Source organism: Alishewanella sp. d11 (assembly GCF_049390205.1).
GTDB lineage: Bacteria > Pseudomonadota > Gammaproteobacteria > Enterobacterales > Alteromonadaceae > Alishewanella.
On the sequence record NZ_CP186547.1, the window covers coordinates 2,566,373 to 2,590,009 of the forward strand.

The 23,637-nt window shown below is 45.9% G+C and carries 21 protein-coding genes and 1 riboswitch; of the genes, 13 read left to right on the plus strand and 8 right to left on the minus strand.

The genetic code is table 11. The features are described from left to right. From ACO1PK_RS11760 to ACO1PK_RS11790, 7 genes are all read left to right on the plus strand, one after another. A complete protein-coding gene (locus ACO1PK_RS11760; RefSeq protein WP_423185812.1) occupies window positions 1-651 on the plus strand; it encodes a riboflavin synthase in 651 nt (216 codons plus the stop codon). A gap of 12 nt (window positions 652-663) precedes the next feature. Further along, entirely contained in the window at window positions 664-1,773 is a 1,110-nt protein-coding gene (ribBA, locus tag ACO1PK_RS11765) for a bifunctional 3,4-dihydroxy-2-butanone-4-phosphate synthase/GTP cyclohydrolase II (protein ID WP_423185813.1), read from the plus strand. 76 nt (window positions 1,774-1,849) lie between these two features. Further along, a complete protein-coding gene (ribE, locus tag ACO1PK_RS11770) occupies window positions 1,850-2,314 on the plus strand; it encodes a 6,7-dimethyl-8-ribityllumazine synthase (RefSeq protein WP_423185814.1) in 465 nt (154 codons plus the stop codon). 12 nt (window positions 2,315-2,326) lie between these two features. Next, the gene (gene nusB, locus ACO1PK_RS11775; protein ID WP_189430931.1) at window positions 2,327-2,740 is read left to right on the plus strand and encodes a transcription antitermination factor NusB; all 414 of its coding nucleotides are present in this window, start codon (window positions 2,327-2,329) and stop codon (window positions 2,738-2,740) included. A gap of 35 nt (window positions 2,741-2,775) precedes the next feature. Continuing rightward, window positions 2,776-3,735 carry a thiamine-phosphate kinase gene (gene thiL / locus ACO1PK_RS11780; protein WP_423188209.1) on the plus strand — a complete coding sequence of 320 codons (960 nt, stop codon included), beginning with the start codon at window positions 2,776-2,778 and terminating at the stop codon, window positions 3,733-3,735. Then, window positions 3,735-4,211, plus strand: a complete 477-nt coding sequence (locus ACO1PK_RS11785; protein WP_423185815.1) for a phosphatidylglycerophosphatase A — start codon at window positions 3,735-3,737, stop codon at window positions 4,209-4,211. Before thiL ends, ACO1PK_RS11785 begins: the two co-directional genes overlap by 1 nt. A gap of 30 nt (window positions 4,212-4,241) precedes the next feature. After that, complete coding sequence (locus ACO1PK_RS11790) at window positions 4,242-7,277, plus strand: ligand-binding sensor domain-containing diguanylate cyclase (protein WP_423185816.1); 3,036 nt, start codon at window positions 4,242-4,244, stop codon at window positions 7,275-7,277. A 48-nt stretch (window positions 7,278-7,325) separates the two neighbouring features. Here the strand turns inward: ACO1PK_RS11790 and dxs are convergent, their stop codons facing one another. From dxs to xseB, 3 genes are read right to left on the minus strand one after another with little or no spacing between them, the layout of a single operon-like run. After that, entirely contained in the window at window positions 7,326-9,191 is a 1,866-nt protein-coding gene (dxs, locus tag ACO1PK_RS11795) for a 1-deoxy-D-xylulose-5-phosphate synthase (RefSeq protein ID WP_423185817.1), read from the minus strand. 14 nt (window positions 9,192-9,205) lie between these two features. Continuing rightward, on the minus strand, window positions 9,206-10,093 hold the full coding sequence (gene ispA, locus ACO1PK_RS11800) for a (2E,6E)-farnesyl diphosphate synthase (RefSeq protein WP_423185818.1): 888 nt from the start codon (window positions 10,091-10,093) through the stop codon (window positions 9,206-9,208). Between the two features lies 1 nt (window position 10,094). Next, window positions 10,095-10,340 carry an exodeoxyribonuclease VII small subunit gene (gene xseB, locus ACO1PK_RS11805; protein ID WP_423185819.1) on the minus strand — a complete coding sequence of 82 codons (246 nt, stop codon included), beginning with the start codon at window positions 10,338-10,340 and terminating at the stop codon, window positions 10,095-10,097. 212 nt (window positions 10,341-10,552) lie between these two features. On the opposite strand from xseB, the gene pomA reads away from it, so the two are divergent. The 3 genes from pomA to thiI all read left to right on the plus strand — a co-directional run bounded on the left by pomA (window position 10,553) and on the right by thiI (window position 13,822). After that, on the plus strand, window positions 10,553-11,323 hold the full coding sequence (gene pomA / locus ACO1PK_RS11810; protein ID WP_423185820.1) for a flagellar motor protein PomA: 771 nt from the start codon (window positions 10,553-10,555) through the stop codon (window positions 11,321-11,323). Further along, the gene (locus tag ACO1PK_RS11815) at window positions 11,320-12,273 is read left to right on the plus strand and encodes a flagellar motor protein MotB (RefSeq protein ID WP_423185821.1); all 954 of its coding nucleotides are present in this window, start codon (window positions 11,320-11,322) and stop codon (window positions 12,271-12,273) included. The genes pomA and ACO1PK_RS11815 overlap by 4 nt, the downstream gene beginning before the upstream one ends. 91 nt (window positions 12,274-12,364) lie before the next feature. After that, window positions 12,365-13,822, plus strand: coding sequence for a tRNA uracil 4-sulfurtransferase ThiI (gene thiI, locus ACO1PK_RS11820; RefSeq protein ID WP_423185822.1), 1,458 nt, complete (start codon window positions 12,365-12,367; stop codon window positions 13,820-13,822). A gap of 20 nt (window positions 13,823-13,842) precedes the next feature. Here thiI and ACO1PK_RS11825 read toward each other — a convergent pair whose 3' ends face one another. The 3 genes from ACO1PK_RS11825 to ACO1PK_RS11835 all read right to left on the minus strand — a co-directional run bounded on the left by ACO1PK_RS11825 (window position 13,843) and on the right by ACO1PK_RS11835 (window position 15,744). After that, window positions 13,843-14,745, minus strand: coding sequence for a ketopantoate reductase family protein (locus tag ACO1PK_RS11825; protein WP_423185823.1), 903 nt, complete (start codon window positions 14,743-14,745; stop codon window positions 13,843-13,845). After that, complete coding sequence (locus ACO1PK_RS11830) at window positions 14,721-15,077, minus strand: VanZ family protein (protein WP_423185824.1); 357 nt, start codon at window positions 15,075-15,077, stop codon at window positions 14,721-14,723. The genes ACO1PK_RS11825 and ACO1PK_RS11830 overlap by 25 nt, the downstream gene beginning before the upstream one ends. Before the next feature lie 184 nt (window positions 15,078-15,261). Then, window positions 15,262-15,744 (minus strand): YajQ family cyclic di-GMP-binding protein, encoded by a 483-nt coding sequence (locus ACO1PK_RS11835; protein ID WP_423185825.1) that lies wholly within the window; start codon window positions 15,742-15,744, stop codon window positions 15,262-15,264. A gap of 204 nt (window positions 15,745-15,948) precedes the next feature. Continuing rightward, window positions 15,949-16,147, plus strand: a riboswitch (cobalamin riboswitch). 34 nt (window positions 16,148-16,181) lie between these two features. Here ACO1PK_RS11835 and ACO1PK_RS11840 point away from each other — a divergent pair. Further along, window positions 16,182-17,957, plus strand: coding sequence for a TonB-dependent receptor domain-containing protein (locus tag ACO1PK_RS11840; RefSeq protein WP_423185826.1), 1,776 nt, complete (start codon window positions 16,182-16,184; stop codon window positions 17,955-17,957). Window positions 17,958-17,993: 36 nt separating this feature from the next. Here the strand turns inward: ACO1PK_RS11840 and msrA are convergent, their stop codons facing one another. Continuing rightward, window positions 17,994-18,542: a peptide-methionine (S)-S-oxide reductase MsrA gene (msrA, locus tag ACO1PK_RS11845; protein WP_423185827.1), complete on the minus strand. Its 549-nt coding sequence runs from the start codon at window positions 18,540-18,542 to the stop codon at window positions 17,994-17,996. Between the two features lie 177 nt (window positions 18,543-18,719). On the opposite strand from msrA, the gene ACO1PK_RS11850 reads away from it, so the two are divergent. Together ACO1PK_RS11850 and ACO1PK_RS11855 are read left to right on the plus strand one after the other, a co-directional pair. After that, window positions 18,720-19,721 (plus strand): NAD(P)/FAD-dependent oxidoreductase, encoded by a 1,002-nt coding sequence (locus ACO1PK_RS11850; RefSeq protein WP_423185828.1) that lies wholly within the window; start codon window positions 18,720-18,722, stop codon window positions 19,719-19,721. Then, window positions 19,703-20,428 (plus strand): SDR family NAD(P)-dependent oxidoreductase, encoded by a 726-nt coding sequence (locus ACO1PK_RS11855; RefSeq protein WP_423185829.1) that lies wholly within the window; start codon window positions 19,703-19,705, stop codon window positions 20,426-20,428. The genes ACO1PK_RS11850 and ACO1PK_RS11855 overlap by 19 nt, the downstream gene beginning before the upstream one ends. Before the next feature lie 55 nt (window positions 20,429-20,483). Here ACO1PK_RS11855 and ACO1PK_RS11860 read toward each other — a convergent pair whose 3' ends face one another. After that, window positions 20,484-23,636, minus strand: a complete 3,153-nt coding sequence (locus ACO1PK_RS11860) for an efflux RND transporter permease subunit (protein ID WP_423185830.1) — start codon at window positions 23,634-23,636, stop codon at window positions 20,484-20,486. Between the last annotated feature and the right edge of the window lies 1 nt (window position 23,637).

Sequence of the window (23,637 nt, forward strand, 5' to 3'; positions counted from 1 at the left end):
ATGTTTACTGGAATTATTGAAGCAACCGGTGTTATTCGTCAATTAAGTCGTAAAGGTGGCGATTTATCGGTAAAGGTCCACAGTGCTACTTTGGATTTTAGCGATGTTAAGCTGGGTGATAGTATTGCCACCAATGGCGTCTGCCTTACGGTTACGGCGTTAGGCGAACACTGTTTTTCTGCAGATGTGTCCGCAGAAACGTTAGCCTTAACGCGCTTTGCACACTATCAGGTTGGACAGCTGGTAAATTTAGAAAAAGCCCTATTGGCGACCGGACGACTCGGTGGCCATTTGGTTAGCGGTCACGTTGATGGCGTAGCTGCATTACTGCATGTGGAAAAATCGGCGCGAGCTTGGCAATTGTGGTTTAGTTTACCTCTGCCACTGGCACCATATTTGGCTCATAAAGGTTCAGTGACTATTGACGGTGTCAGTTTAACGGTCAATGAACTGGCTCACGACCGTTTCCGTTTAACTATAGTGCCGCACACTGCTACCGAAACCACGTTACTGCAGTTGCAAAAGGGTGCGTTAGTCCATATAGAAGTTGATCTGATAGCGCGTTATCTTGAACGGTTATTACATACTAAGGCCCCTGCAGCAGCAGGTGGCGTTGATCTGGCGTTGCTGGCGCAGCGCGGGTTTTTATAAAGAAGGTTCGTTATGCAACTGAATACACCGGCTGAAATTATTGAAGATATCCGTCAGGGTAAAATGGTTATCCTAATGGATGATGAAGATCGGGAAAATGAAGGCGATCTAGTGATGGCGGCAGAGTATGTAACGCCGGACGCGATTAACTTTATGGCGAAATATGGCCGAGGACTGATCTGCTTAACGCTCACCAAAAAACGTTGTAAACAATTAGCCTTACCGTTAATGGTGGATGCGAATAAATCGCCGTTTTCGACCAATTTTACTGTCTCGATAGAAGCCGCTGAAGGTGTGACAACAGGAATTTCTGCAGCCGATCGAGCAAGAACGGTCAAGGCCGCTGTTGCAAGAGATGCGAGCCCACTTGATATTGTGCAGCCTGGGCATATTTTTCCGTTAATGGCGCAAGATGGTGGCGTGTTAGTTAGAGCTGGGCATACCGAGGCAGGGTGTGATCTCGCGCGTTTAGCTGGGCTTGAGCCGGCTGCAGTGATTGTCGAAATCTTAAATGATGATGGCACTATGGCCAGACGCCCTGATTTGGAAGTCTTTGCCAAAGAGCATCAGTTGAAAATTGGCACTATTGCCGATCTCATTGAATATCGTAATTTAAATGAAACTACCATAGAGAAAGTTGCCACCTGCCAGTTACCAACAGCAATGGGTGACTTTGAGCTAGTCACCTTTAAAGACACTATCGATAACCAGTTACATTTTGCTCTAGTGAAAGGGCAAATTATGGCTGAGGAGCCGACATTAGTGCGGGTACATTTGCATAATACTTTTAACGATTTGTTATTGAGTACCCGCAGTAATAACCTCAGTTTCCCGCTGCATACTGCAATGCAACGTATCGCGGCTGAAGGCGGAGTGCTGGTGCTATTAGGCAAGCATGAATCAACAGATGAACTAGTACAAATGGTTCAAAATTTCGAAGCTGAAGATAAAGGCGAAAAACCACGCTCTGCAGTTTGGAAAGGGACTTCACGCAATGTTGGCTTAGGCTCACAAATTTTAGCGAGTTTAGGCGTTAGAAAGATGCGCTTGTTAAGCCAACCGAAAAAGTACCATGCATTATCGGGTTTTGGTTTAGAAGTAGTAGATTACGTTTCGGAATAAGCCTACCCGCATAATGAGAAATTATGTTAGTATATGCGGCTAATTTTTGATGGCAGTTAACTAGTAAGGACTGGCAATGCAGGTAATTGAAGCAGGCTATTCAGCTCAAGGCAAAAAAATTGCGATCGTGGTCGCGCGCTTTAACAGTTTTATCGTTGAGAGTTTACTTAGCGGCGCTATAGATACTCTGCAGCGTGTTGGCAATATCGCAGAGCAAGATATTACCGTAGTGCGAATTCCTGGCGCTTTTGAACTGCCATTGGCGGTGCAACGCGTGGCTGCTTCGAAGAAATATGATGCTATTGTGGCGTTAGGTGCCGTGATTCGTGGCGGTACGCCGCATTTCGAATATGTTTCTGGTGAATGTGTTAAAGGTATTGCTCAAGTATCAATGCAATATGATTTACCGGTTGCTTTTGGTGTACTGACTGTCGATAGCATTGAGCAAGCCATAGAGCGCGCAGGCACCAAAGCCGGTAACAAAGGTGGCGAGGCGGCAATGTCAGCACTGGAAATGATTAACGTGCTAGAGCAGCTGTAACAGGAAACTCAGATGAAACCGAATGTTCGCCGTCAGTCACGTTCTTTAGCCGTGCAAGGTATTTATAGCTGGCAAGTCAGCCACAATCCGATTGCTGATATTGAGCAGCAATTATTGCTTGAAAATAATGTTAAACATATTGATGTGGCCTATTTTCAGGATATTTTACGTGGTGTCGTACTACATCACAGCAAGTTGGACGAGGCCATTAAACCTTATCTGGAAAGACCCTTCGATGAAATCGATCTGGTAGAAAAAGCGGTACTACGTGTTTCTGCTTACGAATTGAAGTATCGGTTAGATGTGCCTTATAAAGTAGTCATTAACGAGGCTATTGAGCTGGCCAAATCTTTTGCCGCAGATGATAGCCATAAGTTTGTCAACGGCATCCTCGATAAAGCGGTCAGAGTACTGCGTCCAAATTAATGGAGAAGCCGACGCAAGTCGGCTTTTTAATGTTTATGGGTGAATTTGATTTAATCGCAAAGTATTTTGCTAATTCTGGGATTAAACGTAGCGATACCTCGGTCAGTGTGGGTGATGACGGGGCCGTCTTGCAAGTACGCGATGGTTACGATTTGGTTGTTACCACCGATACCATGGTGGTAGGAACCCATTTTTTTCCTGATGTTGATCCTCGTTCTTTAGGGCACAAGCTTGTGGCGGTTAATGTTAGCGATCTTGCGGCTATGGGAGCTGAACCTACTTGGTTATCTTTAGCTATAACAATGCCAGCAGTGGATGAGGTTTGGTTAGCTGAGTTTGCAGCGGGTTTGCATGAAACGGCCGATTACTATAATTGTCAGTTAATTGGTGGTGATACGACGCGTGGGCCTTTGAGTTTGACGATGATAGCTAAAGGCTTAGTGCCACGTGGTAAAGCGATCACCCGAGCTGGCGCGCAAGTTGGTGACTATATTTATGTCACCGGCACGCTGGGTGATGCGGCTTTAGGCTTGAAGTTAGTTCAAGGCCAACACGACATTAGTAAAAAGCATCAGGGGCATTTACTGCAGCGCTTTCATTATCCCGCAGCCAGAGTGGCGCTAGGCCAAGCACTGCGCAATACTGCGAGTAGTGCAATGGATATTTCAGATGGTCTTGCGGGCGATTTACCGCATATTTTAAGACGTTCGGGGGTGGGAGCTTATATTGACGTTAATCGCTTACCTTTATCTCAGGCGTTACGCGATAGCTGTGAGCCAGCGTTAGCATTGCAATTAGCCCTTTCCGGCGGAGAAGATTACGAGTTGCTGTTCACTGTACCAGAGCATCGTCGTGGTGCTTTAGATGTTCTTCTTTCCCCTTATGGTGTGCCAGTGACCTGTATTGGTCGGATCACCGGTGTCCCAGGGAAGTTAGAGCTTAAAGTTGGCGATCAGCCTTTTTCCTATCAACATCAAGGGTTTCAGCATTTCTGATGAAGGCAAATTTTCAATTAGCAAAATGGCAGCATTTTATTGCACTGGGCTTTGGCAGTGGCTTGGCACCAAAAGCCCCTGGTACCTTTGGTACCTTAGTGGCGCTGCCTTTAGTGTGGCTGCTTAGCTTAGCGGGCAGCTTATGGTTTGTGTGCTTTCTCATAGTCGGGACTGTGTTAGGTTGTTATGTGTGTGGAAAAACCGCTGCAGATGTCGGAGAGCATGATCATGGCGCCATAGTCTGGGATGAGATTATTGGTTTTATGCTGACCATGTTGCTGGTGCCTATTTCTGTCACTAGCTTGCTTGTTGGCTTTGTTTTATTTCGTTTTTTCGATATTGTTAAACCTTGGCCAATTCGTTGGTTTGATCAGCGAGTACACGGTGGTTTTGGTATTATGCTAGATGATTTACTTGCTGCTTTACCAGCGTGCATGCTATTACATAGTATGGTTTACTTAGGCTGGCTGGTTTAAATTTTCAATTAACCTTAGCAGGGAGGGATTATGCAAAGATGTTGGCTATGGTTTGTCACCTTTTGCTGTCATCTCCCCTTACTTTTGCCCCTTGCCTTAGCCACTAGTCCGTCGATTTATGATTATGATATTAAGCATTGGACCAGCGCAGATGGTTTATCCAGTAATTCGGTGCGCGCAATAACGCAAGATAAACAGGGGTATATGTGGTTTGGTACCTTGTTTGGACTGAATCGCTTTGATGGTAGTCAATTTGAGGTATTTAACACCGAGCTGTATCCCAAGCTAGCAAGTAATGCCATTACGCAATTATTAACGGATAGTGCTGGTAATATTTGGATTGGTACCAAAGCGGGCTTATCTGTACTCGATGCTAATACGCTAGTCATTGAGCGTTTGCCTATTTTTAGTGAAGTCACCTCCTTGCTGGAGGTTCAACCTGGTGAGATCTGGGTAGCGGCAGATCAGTTATTTAGCATTAGCGCAGGTAAAGTGCAAAGGGTTGAGCCCATCAAAGCGGTTGTCAGTCAGATAACGCAAGCCGATGGTCAGATTTGGGTGGCTAGCCGAGAAGGTTTATACCTTAGAGATCAGGCTAATAACTGGCAGCTGATTGAGTTACCGCCCGAGTTAGCTCAAAATCCAGTCTACGATCTCATCTGGAGCCAAGACGGCTTAAAAATTGGCAGTGAAATGGGCTTATATCGTTTAAATGACGATGGCAAGATTCGCCTTCAACTACTACCGGATCAAAGCTCTGCCCCAGTGTATCAGGTGTTAGAAGACGCTTCTGGGGCAACCTGGATGTCAGCCTACCGCAAATTATTTTTCCAATACCAACAGCAACCTTGGCAAACCGTTACTACCACAGAACTGGGTAGCTCACCTTGGTTTAGCAGTATTTACCAAGATAAAGATCAGAATATTTGGTTAAGTAGTTTTAGTGATGGCGTCTTCTTAACAAGTCGCAGCCAAATCCGCCGTATTATACCCGGAGCTGATCCGATCATTCGCAGTGTATCGCTTACTTCGGATGGACAATTAGTCTTTGCCAGTCAAAGTGATGTCGGTATTCTGTCAACGACAGGCGATTATCAAAGACTGATTACTGACAGTGAGCTACTTGGCCAAACGGTGCATGATTTACACTGGTCAGAGTCTGATACCTTGTGGCTTGGGTTAGAGCGAGGTTTGTTCGAATATGTTATCGACGAGGCTCGTTTAAGGCCCCTGTTTCCTGTATTACAAGGTCAAGCAGTGAGAGTGGTGCAAGCCGCTTACAGCGGCGGTGTTTGGGTTGGCGCACAGCAAGGGCTTTTTCTTGCTCAACATGGCGATTTACAAGCTATGTCATTTAATTCAGAGCTAGAGTCGCGGCAAATTACCACGCTAAGTCAAAATAAAAGTGTTGTTGTTTTTGGGACGAGTCGTGGGGCTTATAGATGGTATGAGCAGCGTCTAAATCGGCTTGGTGTTGGCAGTGCGCTCTACAATGCTTTTATTATGGCGTCCATTGTGTTGCCCGACAATACTATACTTATTAGCACCTTGGATGATGGTATTTTTATGCAATCGCCAGGAAAGCCTTGGCTACAGTTGCATAGCGCTAATGGTTTACCTCATGGCCCAGCATTGAGTTTTCATTTTCACCAACAAAGTGGCTGGTTATGGATCAGTACGCATAAAGGCATTTTTAGATTATGGCATAATAGCCTGCCGCAACCTGCAGAAGAAGGATTTCGCTTAGAAGAGATCTTGTCTCCTTATGATCGGCAAATGGGTTCACTGACTAGCCGTTGTTGTAATGGTGCAGGACAAGCCAAGGTCGCGTATTGGCAGGAGCAGTTTTGGTATCCAACCTTACGTGGTTTAGTTGCTGTGCCTGAGCAATTTGTTGGCTCGGCGCCCAGTGGTTTACAAGTACTGATTAAAAGAGTGACATCACAACACAATTACCAGGTTTCAGGTTTACAGCAAAGACAGGTGTTAGAGCAACATGAACGTAATTTAAGTATCAGTTTTTCCGCGTTAGAGTATAAAAGGCCTGATAGTGTGTTTTTCCGTTATCGGTTAGTCGGTTTTGATCAAGGCTGGCATGATGTTGCTGACCGACGTGAAGCTGTTTATACCAACTTACCGCCTGGTAATTTTGAATTTACCGTGCAAGCTCGATACGCACACCAGAGTTGGCAGGATGCCGCACAAGCTCAGCTGTCATTACAGATCCCCAGACGTTTTGATGAAACCCTGCTATATCGGTTGCTATGGTTACTCCTCTTGTTGTGTTCGTTATATGGTGTGTTCTGGTTATACCGGCAAAATAACTTAATGAAACAAGAGCAACTCGCTAACCTGGTTAAACAGCGCACGCAAGAACTAGAAAATACTAATCAAAAACTCAATCAACTTAATGAGCAATTAAGTCAGCTAACCCACAGAGATGCCATTACTGGCTTGCGTAATTTACGTTTTATGCAGGAGCAGCTGCCGAAAGATATCGAACACTTCCAGCGCAATCGTCATTCTCTTACGCAGCAAGGAAAAACTATTGCGCTGTTATTGATAGAAATGGAGCATTATCAGCAAGTACTGGAGCGTTTTGGGCGTCACACTGCTGATACGCTGCTTCAGCAAGCAAGTGCTTTGTTGATTCGTGAAACCGGCGGTTCCGATTATGTGGTTCGGTATGCGGATGACTGTTTTGCTGTGGTTTTTAGAGATATTTCCAGCACGCAGGTGAAGCAATATAGCAGTCGTTTACTTAATCAATTGGCGGCAAGCGAGTTACTCTTAGCTGAAGGGCAGTCTATTACGCTAGTGTCTTTAGCGGCCTATGCGCTCTATCCATTGCCTTTACTCGGAGGGCAGTTATTAAATTGGGAAGTCTCCATGCAATTAGCAGAACAAGCCCTGCATCAACTGAAAACTCTAAAACTAAGCAATAAATTAGCGACTTTTACCTTTGAGGAGCAGTTAGATGCGTTTGAGTTCGAGGAAAGTAAAGATATAGAGTTACAGATTAGTCGTCTATTAAACGAAGGATTAATTACCCTTCATTACAGTTGAGCTTGAGTGTGCAACACACCTGAGTTAACAGGTGTGTTGCCAAGTATTTTAACCGTGCAGAAATTGTTGTGCCTTAAGACTGATCCCTGCCTGATCTAACCCTAACTCTTGGTAAATCTCTTGTTGCGTACCATGCTTGATAAATTCGTCTGGTAAACCTAAATTCAGCAACTTGCCAGTAAACTGTATCGATACGAGAAACTCATTCACGGCAGAGCCTGCGCCACCCATAATGGCATTATCTTCTACTGTTAAAATATGGCTATGTGATGCTGCTAAGCTGGTTAATAAAGCCTGGTCGAGTGGTTTTACAAAACGCATGTCCACCAGCGTTGCATCCAGTGCTGCCGCGGCGTGCTCGCAAGCGCTTAGCAGTGGGCCAAAAGCCAATATTGCGAGTTTTTGACCTTGACGAACCAGCTTGGCTTTACCGATCGGTAGCAGCTCCATTTGTTCGACTGCGCGAATACCCGTACCTGAACCTCGTGGGTAACGCACCGCTGCGACGCCTTGATGCTGATAACCGGTATAGAGCATTTGACGACACTCATTTTCATCTGAGGGCACCATCAACATGAGATTGGGGATACAGCGCATAAAGCTGATATCAAAGGCACCTTGATGGGTTGGACCGTCAGCGCCTACTACACCAGCGCGATCAATAGCGAACAACACATCCAGTTTTTGTAAGGCAACGTCATGAATAAGTTGATCATAACCGCGCTGCAGGAAGCTCGAATAAATGGCAACAACGGGTTTTAACCCTTCAATCGCCATACCCGCAGCTAAGGTAACGGCATGCTGCTCGGCGATAGCGACATCAAAATAGCGTTTGGGAAACTGTTTTGAAAATGCCACCAAATCTGAGCCTTCTCGCATGGCTGGAGTAATGGCCTGTAATCGCTCATCTTGTGCAGCCATATCACAGATCCATTGCCCAAAGACGTTGGAAAAAGTCGGTAGTCCGGGTTTTTTCACCGGTTGACTGTTGCTGCTTGGGTCGAATTTAGCGACTGCATGATAGCCAATGGGATCAGCCTCTGCTGGAGCATAGCCTTTACCTTTTTTGGTTACAATGTGCAGAAGCTGCGGGCCTTTTAATTGCCGCATATTACGAATCGTATCAACCAGCGCCAGCACATCATGTCCATCAATTGGGCCGATATAATTAAATCCAAGCTCTTCGAAAAACGTACCTGGGGTGACCATGCCTTTAAAATGTTCTTCTGCTTTACTGGCTAATTCATGTAAGGGCGGCACACCGCGTAGAATTTTTTTGCCACCCTCTCGCAGGCTGGTATAAAAACTACCCGACAGAATGCGAGCAAAGTACTGATTCAAGGCCCCGACATTTTCTGAAATAGACATTTCATTGTCATTTAAAATCACCAGCATATCAGGCTTAACTTCGCCTGCATGATTCAAGGCTTCAAAAGCCATACCTGCGGTAATGGCGCCATCGCCAATGACAGCTACGACTTTACGTTGATTTTTAGCTTGTTGTGCAGCCACCGCCATGCCCAAGGCTGCACTGATCGAGGTACTGGAGTGACCTACCGTCAACACATCGTATTCACTTTCTTCCCGATACGGAAAGGGATGCAAACCGTCTTTTTGACGAATAGTATGCATTTTATGGCGGCGTCCGGTCAGAATTTTGTGCGGGTAAGCCTGATGACCAACATCCCATATAACACGGTCTTCTGGCGTGTTATAAACATAATGCAAGGCCACTGTTAGTTCGACAGCGCCGAGTCCGGAGGCAAAGTGACCACTACTTTGACTCACCGTTTTCAGTAAAAAGTTGCGCAGCTCTTGGCTTAGTTGAGGCAAAAGCTCCTGCGGTAGCTGGCGCAGCTGTTCAGGTAAATTTGCCTTAGTCAGCAGCGGGTAATCCGTCATATCAATTTGCATAACAAATGCCTATGTTAAAACTTTCGGGCAATAACGTAATGAGCAAAGCGTTGCAGCTCTGCTGTATCGTAGGGTAAGCGAGCAAGAGCAGACAGCGCATCATGATAGAGCTGACTGGCTTTTTCTTTCGCACCTACTAAGCCGAGTAATGCTGGATACGTTGATTTGTTAGCTTTAAGATCAGAACCTTGTGGTTTGCCTAGCGTTTGAGTGTCACTTTCAATGTCCAGAATATCATCCTGCACCTGAAATGCCAGTCCCAACGCACTCGCAAAGCTAAGTAAATCATCCAGTACGGCGACGTTATCAATAGGGCTGGCATAATAAGCCAGCTTGACGCTGCATTCAATTAAAGCGCCGGTTTTTAGCCGATGCATCTGCTCCAGCTGCTCTAAGGTGATTTGCTGATTGGTTTGGGCTAAATCTAACGCCTGCCCAGCACACATGCCAGCCGCGCCAGCCGCATGCGCAAGCGCTTGCACCATACTTAGCTGTCTTTGCAGGCTAACCTGCTGATAGGAATGACTACAGAGGGCTTCAAAGGCCATTGCTTGTAAGGCATCGCCAGCCAATATCGCGGTCGCCTCGTCAAAAGCAATATGGCATGTTGGTTTACCGCGACGCAGCTCATCGTTATCCATTGCCGGCAGGTCATCATGAATCAGTGAGTAGCTATGAATGGCTTCTATGGCGATGGCCGGTGCATCTAAATCCGTTAATGTGGCCCCCAATAGCTGCCCAGTGGCATAAATTAAGTAAGGTCGGATTCTTTTACCGCCAAGCAGCAGACTGTAAGCCATAGCTTGATGTAATGGATTTGCTTCAGGTACCTTTGCTAGCAATGACTGTTGTAATTGCCGCTCAACCCGTTGTTGGTACAAAGGTAAATTCAGTTCGCTCAAACTAGTCTCCTGCCTGAGGCGCAAAAGGTTGTAACTGGGCGTTATCTTGTTGTTGCAATAAAATCTGCACTTTCTGCTCAGCCGCTTGCAGCTGCTGTTGGCTGTGCTTAACTAAACCAATGCCTCGTTCAAATTGGGCAAGCGCTTGCTCTAACGTTAGCTCTCCTTGTTCAAGTTGCTGTACTATTTGTTCCAGCTCTTGCAGAGATTGCTCAAATTGGCCTGACGCAGTGCTTTTTTTACTCATGTTATTCCCCAAAAAAACTGTGCGCAACCTTATCGTAGCAGGCTATTATGGTCAATGCTAAAGCGCTTTGGAACGACTAAATTGGTAATCTTTGCCTAATTATTGCTTAATGATTATCAGCAAAGGTCGATAACTAGGCTGTGGCTAAGTTAAAATTATAAATATTCAAGTTAAAATGCCCAGCTAACAGGCTGTCAGTAAAGGAGCAGAATGTGGATTTAGCGACGCTAATTGGAATGGTAGGTGCAATTGGTTTCATCATTATGGCGATGGTTATCGGCAGTGGTGGTGATGTTGGTATGTTTGGTGATCTGGTCTCGGTACTTATTGTGTTTGGTGGCTCCATCTTTGTGGTGCTATCAAAATTCACCTTACAGCAATTTCTTGGTGCAGGTAAGGCTGCGGTAAAAGCCTTTATGTTTAAAATTGAAGCACCGGAAGAGCTGATTGAAAAAGCGGTACAATTAGGCGATTCTGCCCGCAAAGGTGGGTTTTTAGCATTGGAAGAGGCTGAGATACCTAATGGCTTTATGCAAAAGGGTATTAATATGTTAGTGGATGGCCATGATGCTGATGTGGTGCGGGCGACCTTGCAAAAAGACATTGCATTAACAGAAAAACGCCATGATTCTGCTATTGCGCTATTTAAAAGTTTAGGTGATGTAGCACCAGCGATGGGAATGATCGGTACCTTGATTGGTCTAGTTGCTATGCTGTCAAACATGGATGATCCAAAAGCGATCGGTCCAGCGATGGCGGTAGCGCTATTAACAACGCTGTATGGTGCCTTTATTGCGAACGTTATTGCCATACCGTTAGCCGATAAATTAGCCATTCGCAATCAGCAGGAAAAACTGAATAACTTACTTATTCTTGATGCTGTGTTAGGGATTCAGGATGGGCAAAACCCTAAAGTGATAGAAGGTATCTTGCGAAATTACTTAGCGCAAGGTAAGCGTGAAGTGGCAGGAGAAGGGGCATGAGTGATATGGAGGAGGAATGTAAATGTCCACCCCCGGGGTTACCTGCTTATATGGGAACCTTCGCCGATCTGATGGCATTGTTAATGTGTTTCTTTGTATTGTTGCTGGCATTTTCCGAAATGGATGTGCTGAAATTCAAGCAAATTGCGGGCTCGATGAAATTTGCTTTTGGTGTGCAAAATAAAATTGAAGTCGATGATATTCCGAAAGGTACTAGCGTTATTGCGATGGAGTTTCGTCCAGGACGTCCCGATCCCACGCCAATTGAAACCTTACAGCAGCAAACGATGGAGATGACGCAGCAAGTTATTGAATTTCAGGCAGGGGAGGAGGACTCTTCTGGCGGGAGGCAAGAGCAGCGCGATGATCAAACTGGCGGACAAACCGCCCTCAATGCTGAAGAGGTTGAAGCCGCTGAGGCCGCAGCTGCGGCTGCTGCAGCGGCTGATCAAGAGAAAGTCAATGAAACCGTTAAAAAACTAGCTGAAGAATTAGAGCAACAGATTGTGGATGGCGCTATTGAATTGGAATCACTGGGCCAGCAAATTATCATCAGGATCCGAGAAAATGGCTCATTTCCTTCAGGATCATCCTTTTTGCAACCACGTTTTCAGCCAATAGTGTTTCAAATTGGCTTGTTGTTGAACGATATTCCCGGTGAGATCACAGTAAGTGGACATACTGACGATTTTCAGGTAGCAGATGAGCTGCATAGCAATAACTGGGATTTATCGGCTAAGCGAGCTGTCTCGGTAGCAACCGAGTTAATTCGGGCGCCAGGCTTTGATCGTAACCGTGTGGTGGTGGTGGGCCATGCTGAAACGCGGCCTTTAGTCCCTAATAATAGCGAGCTTAATCGTCGTCGAAATCGTCGGGTTGAAATCGCTATTATGCAAGGCAAGCCGAAAGTATCTGATCCTATTAGCTTTGAACCTGCAGCTGTTCCGTAATGCGTCATGATAAAACGCCTAATCAGTAGATTAGGCGTTTTGCCCGCAATTCGCTATAATACGCGCCAATTTTTAGTCAGCTGCTGCCATCATGTTAGAATTTATTGTTAAGTTACACCCTGAGATCGCGATAAAAAGTAAATCGGTGCGTAAACGCCAAACCTTATTACTCGAACGTAATATCAAAACTATCCTCAAGCAGCTGGATGAAGCTGTATTGGTAACCAATCATTTTGATCATCTGACAGTGACAAGTGAGCGCGAAGACAACATGCTGCGTGAGCGGATGGTCGAGCATCTTGCTTGCATCCCTGGCATTGTATCCTTCTCACAGATGCGTAGTTGCGACTTTACTGACTTGCACGATATCTTTTTGCAGGTCGCTGCTGTTTATGAATCGCAACTGGCTGGTAAAACGTTTTGCGTCCGTGTGCGGCGTCAAGGGAAGCATAGTTTTAGTTCGTTGGAAGCAGAACGATATATTGGTGGTGGCTTAAATCAGCGCGTAAGCAGTGCCAGAGTACAACTAAAACAGCCAGACATTACCATTAAGTTAGAAATTAAGCAGGATAAGTTTTTACTTGTTGCTCAGACATTTGCTGGCATGGGAGGCTTTCCACTACCTTCGCAATCGGATGTGTTATCGCTTATTTCGGGAGGATATGACTCTGCCGTAGCAAGCTATTTAATGATTCGTAAAGGCTTACGCACGCATTATTTATTTTTTAATTTAGGCGGCAGCGCGCACGAAGCTGGGGTCAGAGAAATCGCTTTTTATTTATGGCAAAAATACAGCTTATCGCATCGGGTTAAATTCGTCAGTGTAGATTTTGCGCCAGTAGTCGCGGAAATTTTAGAAAAAGTCGACTCGGGTTTAATGGGGGTCGTATTAAAACGCATGATGATGCGTGCGGCCAGCCAAGTTGCCGCCAGTTTAGATATTAAAGCCATTGTTACTGGGGAAAGCATAGGCCAAGTCGCCAGCCAAACTATTACAAATTTAGCGGTGATTGATCGGGTAACCGAAACCCTTATTTTAAGACCGCTGATCTATCAAGATAAACAAGAAATTATTGATCTGGCCAGAAAAATAGGGGTTGAGGAGCTCGCTCGAACCATGCCTGAGTATTGTGGTGTGATTTCAAAGAGCCCGACCGTGAATGCCGTTTTGACCGAGGTTGAGGCGGCAGAGGCAAAGTGTGATCCTGACGTGCTTGCGCAGGTCATTGCTATGAGTAAAGTATTGGATATCCGTACTGTTGAGTATCAGGCGGAGCAGCAAGCGCGTACTGTAGCTACTGAAGCCGTATTGCCCGCTGATGCGATTGTTCTCGATATTCGCGCTACAGACGAAACTGAGGCGAAACCGTTACAACTGCAAAGCCATCAAATCATTGAACTGCCATTTTTCCGCTTGGCCAGCAAATTTGCTGAACTTGATCAAACAAAGCAATATTACTGTTATTGCGAGCGTGGTGTGATGAGTCGTCTGCAGGCGTTGTTGTTGCAAGAAATGGGCTATCAGAATGTCGCGGTGTATCGTCCTTAACTGGCTAGGATCACTTATTGTTAGCGAAAGGATGCTTGGCGTTGCATAATCGCCTGCCATAGCGCTTGATTCGCTGGAACGGCAAGCCGATGTCTGGCTGCCGTTTGTAGAATAAAGCCTGTTATCGCCTCTATTTCTGATGGGCGTTGGTAGAAAAGGTCTTGTTGCATAGACGAGTAATTTTCTGCGGTCGCGGAGATCACCGTATAAACATAGTTGAGCGTTTCAGCTGGCTCAAGTGGGATCTGCTCGAGTGTGGCCAGTTGACATACCTCGGCAATCACTTGGGCAATTTGTGTTTTGAAGCGCACTGCAGCCAATTCGCCATTACGGCAGTTATGGATAGCTGTAAGCGGATTAATGGCAGCATTAACCGCCAGTTTGCGCCATAATGCGGGTTTGATATCGGTGGTGAGATTAATTGGGCCTAACGCCTGCGTCATTGCATCAACTATCTGCGGTGTAGCTCGGCAAGCCGCCTCGTTTAATGGACTTAGCATACTTTGCCCTTCGCCGGTATGAACCACTAACTCTGGGGTGCGCAGCGCCGCATGGCTGGTACTTAAAAACCAAACGCCTTGTTGGCAGTGCATGACGGATTGAAGATAGCCAAGATCAGGCATGCCATTATGGCTAATAACTAATTGCGCATCTTGACTTAGCACGGGCTTTAGCTGAATCAGGCAATCTTTAACTGCGTAAGCTTTGACTGCAATAAAAATCTGCTGCAGCGGTTTTGTTGCAGATTGAAATTGGCAGTGCGTTGCACCTGCCTTACTCTGTAGTGTGACCCTGAGATTTTGGGGTTGGCGCAACCAAAGCGTAACGGGGTACTGGGCTTGTTGTAAACGGCAAGCAGCCAGTAAACCAATAGCCCCTTGTCCTACGACTACCCAAGTTAATTCTTGTTGCGTGGACGACATAGATGCCAAAATTTACGTAAAACAAAAAATGCCAAAACGCCTGACATATTGGCAAGCCAATCGAGTAGATCGCCATGGCGTCGCGTAAAGTTTTCTTGAACAAATTCAACCGCGGCGCCGTAGACAGCTAAAAACAACACTATTTTCCAAATGTCTATTCTGAATGCTTTCCAAAACAAGCCACTGAGCAGAAAAAAAATGCCAAAGTGCACCACTTTATCCAGATTGGCTATGCCTGCGCCAATACGATGCCCGCTCAGTTCAGCCAAAAAACCGATGGTGGAAGCGATTAAAAAGATTAAACATAAAAAGCGATAAAATGATTGGGGCACGTTATTTCTCCGGCAGAACAGGCGCGGATTGTAGCAGTTTTTAGGGGCGAATCACTAGGGTGCGGTAAGGTTTGCTGTTGAGATTTTGTAGATTCAACAGCCTTTGATTGTCATCTCCATGCGCTAGTCTAAAGTGACTTAGCGCAAAGGTAGGAAAAATGCTTCGGGAGTGCACTTAGTAAGATCAATCTCTAAAGTTCTTAAATTGGAAAGGCTGTCCAAGATCACTGGTTCTGACTAATTGCATTACGGCTTGCAGATCATCCCGTTTTTTACCTGTGACCCTCAGCTCTTCACCTTGAATCGCAATTTGCACCTTGATATTGCTATCTTTAACCAATTTAATGATTTTTTTGGCAACGTCTTTATCAATACCCTGTTTAATGGTGATATGACGAGTAATATATTTTCCGTGGCGATCTTCTTTTTCGATTTTAAAACTGCTGACATCTAACTGTAGCTTGCTGGCTTTTGTCGCAAATATATCAAAAAGTTGCATCACTTGCTGGTCGGCTTCAGCAGTCAGTTCAATATGCTCTTTTACCAGTTCAATTTTGGCATCAACACCGCGAAAATCAAAACGGGTTTCCAGTTCGCGTTTGGCGTTGTCCACCGCGTTTTTAGCTTGGTTCATATCAATTTCTGAAACAATATCAAACGAAGGCATAGTTATCTCATAGTTTGTGGCAAATACTACTTAATAGTATAACCAAACTTACTGTAGAACGAACCCTGTTTGTGGCGTATTTCCAGCAGCCAGGTTGTTATAAAGGCGAATAAAATTGGATTTTAGACATCTAAACGTCCATTGACATTTTGTCAGAAGTGCGTAAACTTGCCGCGTTTTGGGTAAGCAAACTACATTACTGACCTAAACCTTGTCTTTTCAGGTGCTTTATTAAGTTTTTACTATTAATAAGTTAAACGGGAATCTGGTGTGAAACCAGAGCTGCCCCCGCAACGGTAAACAACCTTCGATATTTCAATGGCCACTGTCGCAAGATGGGAAGGCGAAGTATCTGCGCAAGCAAGTTGTTAGCCCGGAGACCGGCCTGAAAACCCTGTAACCAAAAAATGTGCGGTGGGCACATTGTCGGAGTTTTTATGTTTAAACCTTCTTGGGCTACCTTATTGGTGGCATCTTGTTGCTTTACTGTGCACGCTGATGAATCAATTGAGCATATCAGCATCTATGCCAACCGTACCCCCACAAAAATAGAGCAAGTGCTGGCGAGTGTTACCGTGTTAGATCGCGCGGCAATTGTAGAACGCCAAGCCACAGACTTGCCGGCATTATTAGCACAACTGCCGGGTGTCAGTATCGCTCGGGATGGCGGTCGTGGTCAAAATGCCAGTGTCTATGTGCGGGGCGGTAATAGTGGCCACACCTTGGTATTAATTGATGGCATGCGAACGGGTTCTGCTACCTTAGGCTATAAAACCTTGGCGATGGTGCCGTTAGATTTGATCGAGCGTATTGAGCTGATTCGTGGGCCTCGTGCCGCATGGTATGGTGCCGACGCGGTGTCAGGGGTGATTGCTATCACCACCCGTAAAGCTCAACAAACAGAATTTAATGCCAATGTCGGCAGTTATGGTCAAGTGGGTGCTGATTTGAGCGTTAGTCACCAGCAAGGTGATTTGGCGCTAAATGCAACCGCCGGCTACAGTCGAGCTGATGGCTTTAACGTACGAGATAACCTTGATCCCGATAAAGATGGTTATCAGCAGCGCTTTGCGAAATTAGCTGCCGAGTATCAGACTGCGTTTGGGCTGTGGCAGGCACAAGTTGATCTCAACTCGGGTTTTTATCAGTTTGATACTGCTTGGGGCACCGAAGATCAAGCGGATAGCGTTAATCGCAGCTATTTATTGGGCTGGCAACAGCAAGCAGGTGCTTGGCAGCATCAAGCACAATTAAGCAGAGTGCTCGATGAGGATACGCCCTATGGCCCTGTTTCGCGCAGTCCCTTTATGACAGAACGCGATGAGTTCAGTTATCAAGCTACCACCTCGCTAAGCCAACAGCTAACTTGGTTGGTTGGTCTTAACTGGTATAACGAAAGTGTTGCGGGTTCTAACGTTAATTATGCGGTGCAAAACCGGATTAATCGCGCAGCATTCTCTGGCCTGAGTTTTAGGCAAGATAAACTGCAGTTGGATGGTTCGGTAAGGCGAGATCTGACTGAACAATATGGCGCGAATAATACGTGGCAATTTGCCGCAGGGTATTGGTTTACTGAGCGTTGGCAACTAAGAGCAAGTCGTGGTGCGGCGTTTAAAGCACCAACCTTTAATGATTTATACTTTCCTGGCTTTAGTAACCCTGAGTTAGCGCCTGAAAAAACGCTTTCAGATGAAATTGCCATACAGTATCGAGTGGCTAATGGCAGTATTGCCTTGGCTTGGTTTGAAAACGATGTAGAGAGTTTGATTCAGTTCGATTTTGCTACTAGCAAACCACAAAATATCCAACAAGCGAAGTTATCCGGATTAGAACTGGTGATTACCGCTGAGGTTGCTGGCATTGAACAACATTTTGCCTATAGCTGGATTGAAACGGAAAATACCTTAACAGGACAGCGCTTAGTGCGTCGTCCAGAGCATAAGCTGAATTGGCGAGCCGCCTACCATTGGGATAAGTTTGCTACTTTTGTGACAGCTGATTATCAAAGTGATACTTACCAAGGTGCTTTTGCCAGCAGTGAATACTTGGGCGGTTTTACGCTATGGGGAGTAGGTGCGAGTTATCCGCTTTCGCCTGCGTTATCGCTTAGAGCAAAAGTGGATAACCTGTTTGATAAAAACTATCAGACCAATGCTGGCTTTAACAACGCAGGCATAAATTTTAGCCTAAGTTTGAGTTATCGGGCATATTAAATTCAGTGTTAAGGTTAAGCAACGCTTCGTCGTTGCTTAACCTTGCAATAAGTGCGCAAACTGTTTACGAAACTTCGCCATTTTCGGGCTAATTAAAAACTGACAGTAGCCTTGTAAAGGGTTCTGTTTGTAGTATCCCTGATGATAGTCCTCAGCGGGATGAAATACGGTTGCGGGACTTAGCTCAGTAACAATAGGAGCATCAAATAGCGCTTCGTTAGTTAATTGCTCAATGATCTGCGTCGCCTGCGTTTGTTGCGCTGGCGAATGGCTAAAAATGACGGAACGATACTGTGTGCCAATATCATTACCTTGCCGATTGAGCTGGGTAGCATCATGTAAACTAAAAAATACTCGGCAAAGTGTCGCAAAGCTGATTTGCTCAGGCGCAAATTGCACCTGCACCACTTCTGCGTGGCCGGTGTTGCCGCTGCACACGCTGCGATAATCTGGGTTAGCGGTATGTCCACCCATGTAACCACTGATCGCCGTTTTTACGCCCGTTAACTCGTTTAGCGCGGCTTCTAAACACCAAAAACACCCCGCGCCGAAGGTGGCAATCTCTATTTGCTGTGCCGTTGCCATAAAATTGTCCTCGAAAATGCATAACCTATCCAGTCAAAGTAGGGAAAGGCTGATCGTATAATTTTGTCTTTACGTACTTCATGCTAATACAGATTATAAATACAATCTGCAAAAGAGGATGAATACCTGCTTTTGTAGGCTAATGGCAGCTAAGCCGCTAGATAAAATGGAGTAAGCATGAAGGTAGCCGTAATTGGGGCTGGTATCGCTGGCATTAGCTGTGCGAGTAAATTACAGCAAGCAGGTTATCAGGTCGTGTTATTTGATAAAGCGCGCAGTGTCGGTGGGCGCATGACGAGTAAGCGGAGTACTCAAGGTTATATGGATTTTGGTGCTCAATATTTTACTGCACGTCATCCACTATTTCAGCAACAAGTCGCTAGCTGGCAGCAACATGGGGTAGTGAGTCGTTGGTTAGCTCCTCTTTATCAGTATGAACAAGCAAGGTTATTGGCCTCACCCGATGCGCAGCAACGCTATGTTGGCATCCCCGCGATGCACAGTCCATTGAAGTGGCAGGCTAGGCAACTGGATTGCCAATTAAGCTGTCGGATCACGGCATTAAAGGCCAAGGAGAATACTTGGCAGCTTATTGCTGAGTCTGGTGAGCAGTTTGGTCCTTTTGATGAGGTGGTATTAACCTTGCCACCTGCGCAAGTCAACAGTCTGTTGCCACAAACTGTAACGCAGCGTTTTCCTGAAACCATCCTACAGCCTTGCTGGGCTGTTACCCTCGTCCTTGCTAAGGGTACAGCACACGCTGCAGGCGGTATTTTTATTAAAGATGCGGAGAGTCCGCTAAGTTGGGTAAGTCGTCATAATAGTAAGCCTGGTCGAGCGCAGACCGAGAGCTGGTTGTTACACTTTAAGCCGGCTTTTAGTGCCTTACACTTGCAGCAAGATCAAGCGTTTTGGCAACAGACTGCAGAGCAGACATTGAGCGCGTTACTCGGGCAGCCGCTCGCTGTGGCTGAAATGATTTCGCATCGTTGGTTATATGCGCAGATCCAAACGCAACATCAAGATTTCCACTACGAGGGCGTTATTGCTGCGGGCTTATGGGTCGCGGGTGATTGGACTCGTGGTGGGAGAGTCGAAAATGCGTGGCTAAGTGGCATTGAGATAGCCCAACAGATAATCGTTAAGCAAGGAGCAAGCGTATGCCCAAGCATTGGTTAATTATCGGCGCAAATGGCGGCATAGGCGCCGCTTTAGTGCAAACCTTGCTCCAGCAGGGGGAGCGAGTAACAGCGATTAGTCGCCAGCCGTTGACTGCGGTTTTAGCGGCGACGGCAAGCGCGCAGTTGAACAGCTATACCCTTGCCGATATTGAAGCGGACAGTGCAGAGACTATTTTGTCCGCTATTTTTCAGGATAAAGTGGATGCGGTTGTGCTGTGTCAGGGTTGGCTACATGGCGCAGGCTTCTTACCAGAGAAATCGATAAAACAACTTTGTCGTGGCGCGATGCAGCAAAGTCTTGAAGTGAATTTATTGCAACCTGCGTTGTATTTACAACGGCTACTACCTTTTCTGCAAAAGCAGCAAAAAGTCAATATTGCAGTGTTAAGTGCTAAAGTGGGCAGCATTACGGATAACCAGTTAGGCGGTTGGTATAGTTATCGGATGGCAAAGGCTGCGATAAATATGTTAGTCAAATGCGCTAGCATTGAGCTCGCCCGTTATAACAAAGAGGCTTCGTTAGTGACGCTGCATCCTGGCACGACAGATACAGATATGTCGGCACCTTTTCAGAAAAATCTGCCACAAGGTCAGCTGCGTTCGGCAGAAGCGAGTGCAGCGCACATTATTCAAGTGGTATCCGCATTAACCCCAGAGCAAAGTGGTGCCCTAGTCAACTGGGATGGATCTCTACTGCCTTTTTAAGGCTAAGTCTTACTCAAAAAAGAACCCGCAGCTTGCGGGTTCTAGTGTTAAACCATTAATGTTTAGGTCTAGCGGGTATTGCTTGGTCTGTTACCACCTCATCTGCGGCATGTTCATCTGGAGCGGCCTTTTCAAGACACTCCAGTTCGCGGCTCAGTGCTAAAGGTGAGCCTGTCTTGCGAGCTAAAGCGATATAGATGACCGGTATGACATAAATGGTCAGCAAGGTGGCCAAGGCGACACCGGATAAAATGACCATACCTATCACCATGCGACTTTCAGAGCCCGGTCCGGTCGCCAGTACCAGTGGCAAACTACTCATTACGGTAGTGAATGCGGTCATAACAATAGGTCTTAAGCGTTGCACCGAGGCACGTTTAACTGCTTCTTCAAACGCGACACCGGCGTCTCGCAACTGATTCGCAAACTCAACAATCAAAATACCATTTTTTGCCACTAAACCAATCAGCATCACCAGTCCAATCTGGCTGTAGATATTTAACGTCATGCCCGCGAAATATAGCCCTGACAGTGCTCCCACTAAACCCAAAGGGACCGTAATCAAAATCACCAATGGATGAATAAAGCTTTCGAATTGTGCCGCCAAAACCAAATAAGTGATTAGTAAAGCGAGAATAAATACCAGTGCTGTAGACTTTCCGCTTTCTTGGAACAGCAGCGATTCGCCTTTAAAATCAATACCGACGGGCGCATCAATTTCTGTTCGCACGATATTTTGCAGGTATTCCAGTGCTTCACCTAAGCTGTAACCTGGTGCCATACTTCCGGTGATGGTAATAGCGCGAGTTCGATTATAGCGATTTAAACTTGAAGCGGTGGCTTCTTCGCGTAACGTCACCAAGTTATCAAGCGGGATCAGTTCACCACTGCTGTCTGAACGAATAAAGACATTACTGATAGTCCCTGGCGCGCGGAAGTCATCATCCAGACCTTCAATGATTACGTCGTATTCTCTGCCGCGGTCAAGAAAAGTAGTGACTCTGCGACCGCCAAGCATGGCTTCTAAAGCACGCCCAACAGCACCAACCGAAATACCCAGATCGCCAGCGCGATCGGTATTAATCTCAACCAGCACTTGCGGCACCGTTTCTTTGTAGTCATGGTCAAGCATCAGCAAATTCGGGTTTTCTGCGGCACGGTTTAGGATAATATCCCGCCATTGTGCGAGTTCTTCATAGGTATTGCCTTGAATCACAAACTGGATCGGCCTGTTACCGCCACCGCCGCCGCCTAAGCCGCCTCGCATAAAGGTAAAGGCTCTTACATCGGGTATTTCATTAATTTTCCTACCAATTTCACTGACTAAGTCTTGGGTGCTTCGTTTACCATTCGACCAGTTTTCAGTACCTACAATAGCAACGCCACCGCTATTACCCCAACCTGGCACGCGAATTAGCATCCGTGTCAGCTGACCATCCTGATAATAAGGCGTTAAGATATCTTCGATTAAACGCATATTACGGCTATTGCTTTGATAGCTAGCACCCTCAGCAGGACTCATCATCACGAAGAAAGTACCCCGATCTTCTTGAGGTGCCAGTTCCGCAGGTAACAGCTTAAATAGCTGAAAGCTAGCGAGAAAACATAGCACTACAACAAGAATAACCGGCCAACGTTTACTGCACACGACATTAAGTTGATTGCTATAAGCTTGCTCTAGTTTGCCAAAAGCCTTGTGTAGCCAACTGCCAAATTGGCTTTCACGTTTTCTATGAGTCAGCAATTTACTACATAGCATGGGAGACAGCGTGAGTGCTACCACGCTAGAGAAGGCAACGGCAGCCGCCACAGCTAAGGCGAATTCGGTAAAGAGTTTACCCAGTTGCCCTTGCATAAATACTAAGGGTACAAAAACAGAAATTAATACCAAGGTTGTGGCGACAACCGCAAAACCTACCTCTCTAGCACCTCGATAGGCAGCTAGCAATGGTTGCTCGCCTTGCTCTATCCGGCGATAAATATTTTCTAACACTACAATGGAGTCATCAACCACTAAACCGATAGCCAGAACCATTGCCAGTAGGGTAAGCAGATTGATTGAAAAATCTAAAGCATATAACACCGTGACAGCAGCAACCAACGCAACCGGTACCGTGATTGCAGGGATAAAAGTTGCACGGATATTGCCAAGAAACAGGAAGATAACCAATACCACCATACACATAGCAATGCCAAGGGTGTTATAGACTTCCTTGATGGATTCAGAAATAAATAACGATGAGTCGTAGCCTGGCTCTATTGTCATGCCTGGCGGCAGATTAGCTTTAATACGTTCCATTTCTGCACGAGCATTACGGACAACTTCAAGCGTATTAGCTTTGGATTGCTTAATAATACCGATACCTAGGATATTTTTACCATCGCTACGGAACTCACCTTCCTCATCTTCTGCAGTGAGCATTACGTCAGCGATTTCTGAGAGGCGTACAAGATAGTTATTATCACCTCGTTTTACTACTAAACGTTCAAAATCTTGCTGGCTTCGAAAGGAGCGAACCACACGAACGGTAAAATCACGCTCAAACGATTTTATATTTCCGGCGGGTAATTCAACGTTCTCAGCTCGAAGTATCGATTCAACATCTTGAACTGTTACCCCTCTGGCTGCCATGGCGTCCCGATCTAACCAGATCCGCATGGCATAATCTCTGGCGCCACCAAATTGCAAACGTGCTACACCGTCTACGACCGAGAAACGCTCCGCAATAAATCTATTAGCATAATCGGTAAGCTCTAGTGTGCTCATGTTGTCACTGTTTAGCACAAACCATGCAATGGTATCTTCATCTGCATTGGCTTTAAAAACTTCAGGTGGATTAGCCTGATCGGGTAAGTTGTTTAATGCTCTTGATACTCTTTCCCGAACATCATTTGCCGCGGCATCAATATCGCGCTCAACATTAAATTCGATGGTAATGCTGGAGCGCCCATTACGGCTACTCGAACTGATGTTTTTAATGCCCTCTACACCGCTGATCCGATCTTCGAGCAACTGGGTGATTTTACTCTCCACAATTTCAGCGGATGCGCCAGGGTAGTTGGTATTGATCGTGACAACGGGCGAGTCAATATCGGGAAATTCTCTTAGCGGCAGCATACTAAAACAAACAATGCCAAAGATAACCAATAATAGGTTAACAACTGTCGCAAAAACCGGTCGTTTAACTGAGGTATCGGACAACCACATA

Excerpts from the sequence above, each read along its gene's own strand:
- ACO1PK_RS11760 (WP_423185812.1), top strand. The coding sequence starts at position 1 with ATGTTTACTGGAATTATTGAAGCAACCGGTGTTATTCGTCAATTAAGT.
- ribBA (WP_423185813.1), top strand. The coding sequence starts at position 664 with ATGCAACTGAATACACCGGCTGAAATTATTGAAGATATCCGTCAGGGT.
- ribE (WP_423185814.1), top strand. The coding sequence starts at position 1,850 with ATGCAGGTAATTGAAGCAGGCTATTCAGCTCAAGGCAAAAAAATTGCG.
- nusB (WP_189430931.1), top strand. The coding sequence starts at position 2,327 with ATGAAACCGAATGTTCGCCGTCAGTCACGTTCTTTAGCCGTGCAAGGT.
- thiL (WP_423188209.1), top strand. The coding sequence starts at position 2,776 with ATGGGTGAATTTGATTTAATCGCAAAGTATTTTGCTAATTCTGGGATT.
- ACO1PK_RS11785 (WP_423185815.1), top strand. The coding sequence starts at position 3,735 with ATGAAGGCAAATTTTCAATTAGCAAAATGGCAGCATTTTATTGCACTG.
- ACO1PK_RS11790 (WP_423185816.1), top strand. The coding sequence starts at position 4,242 with ATGCAAAGATGTTGGCTATGGTTTGTCACCTTTTGCTGTCATCTCCCC.
- dxs (WP_423185817.1), bottom strand. The coding sequence starts at position 9,191 with ATGCAAATTGATATGACGGATTACCCGCTGCTGACTAAGGCAAATTTA.
- xseB (WP_423185819.1), bottom strand. The coding sequence starts at position 10,340 with ATGAGTAAAAAAAGCACTGCGTCAGGCCAATTTGAGCAATCTCTGCAA.
- ACO1PK_RS11815 (WP_423185821.1), top strand. The coding sequence starts at position 11,320 with ATGAGTGATATGGAGGAGGAATGTAAATGTCCACCCCCGGGGTTACCT.
- thiI (WP_423185822.1), top strand. The coding sequence starts at position 12,365 with ATGTTAGAATTTATTGTTAAGTTACACCCTGAGATCGCGATAAAAAGT.
- ACO1PK_RS11825 (WP_423185823.1), bottom strand. The coding sequence starts at position 14,745 with ATGTCGTCCACGCAACAAGAATTAACTTGGGTAGTCGTAGGACAAGGG.
- ACO1PK_RS11835 (WP_423185825.1), bottom strand. The coding sequence starts at position 15,744 with ATGCCTTCGTTTGATATTGTTTCAGAAATTGATATGAACCAAGCTAAA.
- ACO1PK_RS11840 (WP_423185826.1), top strand. The coding sequence starts at position 16,182 with ATGTTTAAACCTTCTTGGGCTACCTTATTGGTGGCATCTTGTTGCTTT.
- msrA (WP_423185827.1), bottom strand. The coding sequence starts at position 18,542 with ATGGCAACGGCACAGCAAATAGAGATTGCCACCTTCGGCGCGGGGTGT.
- ACO1PK_RS11850 (WP_423185828.1), top strand. The coding sequence starts at position 18,720 with ATGAAGGTAGCCGTAATTGGGGCTGGTATCGCTGGCATTAGCTGTGCG.
- ACO1PK_RS11855 (WP_423185829.1), top strand. The coding sequence starts at position 19,703 with ATGCCCAAGCATTGGTTAATTATCGGCGCAAATGGCGGCATAGGCGCC.
- ACO1PK_RS11860 (WP_423185830.1), bottom strand. The coding sequence starts at position 23,636 with ATGTGGTTGTCCGATACCTCAGTTAAACGACCGGTTTTTGCGACAGTT.